The 2,203-nt window shown below is 69.5% G+C and carries 1 protein-coding gene; it reads right to left on the reverse strand.

Annotation, left to right across the window (positions count from 1 at the left end):
• Positions 1-2,203 (reverse strand): hypothetical protein (locus Q7W29_00720; protein MDO9170337.1); only part of this gene is annotated, 2,203 nt, incomplete at both ends.

The raw sequence follows: 2,203 nt of genomic DNA on the forward strand, positions 1-2,203 counted from the left end.
CGGCCGTGCTCGGTCCGACGTTGCGCACCAGCATGTTCAGGGTGACGATCTCGCCCACCGCCGGTCGGGGGTTGTAGCTGCCGCTGACCGTGGCGATGAGCGCCAGGTCGGCGGACAGGCCCGTCACCTCGGTGGACACGCTGTTGTTGCCCTGGGCGGGATCGGCCTGCTGCGAGCCGACGAGCGTCGCCGTGTTCTCGATCGTCAGCGCCTGGTCGACGACGGCGCGGATCAGGAGGGTGTCCGTCGCGCCCGCGGCGAGTGAGGGGACGCTCCAGACCCCGTTGCCCATCTCGTAGACGCCGTGCGAGGCGTCCGCCGACACGAAGGACAGGCCGGGCGCCGCGCTGTCGAGAACGCGGATGCCGGCAGCGGCGCTGGGACCCTCGTTGCCGAGGACCACGGTGAACGTGACCGTGTCGCCGACGGAGACCGACGGCCGGTCCACGAACTTGTTCACCCAGAGGTCGGCCGGGTCCGTCGAGAGCGTCACGAAAGCCGCGTCGTTGTTGGGATCGGGATCGCTGAGGCTCGACGAAATGATGCGCGCCGCGTTGGCGAGCGGATCCTCGGTGTTCATCTCGGCCGAGATGACGAGCGACAGCGACTGGTTCACCGGCAGGTGCCCGATGGTCCAGGTGCTGTCGGCGAAGGCGGTTCCGGGTGGCGCGTCATGCACGATCCCGATCAGTCCATCGGGGATCGCGTCGATCACCACCACGTCGTCGGCGGCCGATGGCCCGTCGTTGTGGATCGTCACGGTGATGGTCACCGGGTCGCCGACCTCCGGCCCGATGGGGCTCGCGGCCATCGTCAGCACCAGGTCGGCGCTGCGGCCGGAGACCGTCGCTTGGTCGGTATTGTTCGACGGATCCAGGTCCGGCGGGCTCGCGGCCGTGGCCGTGGCGCTGTTGGTCACGACCCCCGGCTCGTCGACCCGGGCGTAGATCATCAGCGAGTCGGTCCGACCGGTCGCCATGCTGCCGATCCGCCAGCGCTCGCCGATGTAGGTGCCGGAACTCTTGATCACGCGCAGGTAGGTGAGCCCCGGCTGGAGCGCGTCGATGACTTCGACGCCCGTGGCGGTGTCCGGCCCGCGGTTGGCCACGACGACCTTGAAGACGATCTCTTCGCCCACGCTCGGATCATCGTTGTCGACGGTCTTGACGAGACGCAGGTCGCAGGCGCGGCCCAGAACCCAGGCGGTGTCTTCGTTGTCCGACTCATCGAGATCGGACGTCCCCTCGTCCACGACGGCCGCACGGTTGCGGATCGTGTCGCCGGCGGCGTCCACCGTGGCGACGAGTTCGAGCGTGGCCGTCGCGCCCTCGTCGAGCTCGCCGACCAGCCACTCGCCGGTCAGGACACCGTAGTCGGGCGACGATGCCGACACGAAGGACAGGCCCTCGGGCAGCAGGTCGGTGACGACGGCGTTCACGGTCGGATCGGGGCCGTCGTTGGTCAGCTCCAGGGTGAAGGTGACTTCGGCGCCGATGTCGGGGACGGAGACGTCGGCGACCTTCGTCAGGTGCAGGTCGGCGCGGGGACCCTGGGCCGAGGCGCAGGCCGCGGTGGACTGGGCGCCCAACAGTCCGGCGTTGTCCAGCGCCCGCACCGTGTAGCAGTGCTCCACGTAGTTCGGGACGGAGTCGGTGTACGAGTGCGACGGCAGCGGCAGGGCGGGGATCGTGTCGATGACCGCGGCCGCTCCGCCCGCCGGCGTGCGGGTGATGACGTAGGACACCACGTCGCATGAGACGACGTCCTGCGGCGTCGCCCACGCCAGCGCGATGATCCGGTCGCCCGGGTCGGTCGTGGGCGTTGCCGGCGCCGCCGGCGCGGCGGTATCAGACGGCGTGCCGCAGACCTCTTCGGAGGCCAGGCTTTCGCGGCCCATCGAGTTGTAGGCCTTCACGTAGTAACTGTATTGGATCCCGGCGCTGCCCGTGGCGTCCACATGGTCAGTGGCCGGATGGTCCACGGTGGCCAGCAGCGTGAAGTCGGACGGGGGGGCAGCGCGGTAGACCCGGTATTCGGTGACGAGTTCATTGGGCGCGTTCGCATTCCAGTCGAGACGCACGTCGGCGCCATCGATCCGGGCCGTCAGCTCGGTCGGCGGATTCGGTGTCGCGCTGAACGGGGTATCTCCCGTGCTGAACTCCCACACCCGGTCGCCGCCCGGCAACAGGTCGCCGTTGCCGTC

The organism is bacterium (assembly GCA_030654305.1).
In the GTDB taxonomy this organism is placed as follows: Bacteria; Krumholzibacteriota; Krumholzibacteriia; order LZORAL124-64-63; family LZORAL124-64-63; genus PNOJ01.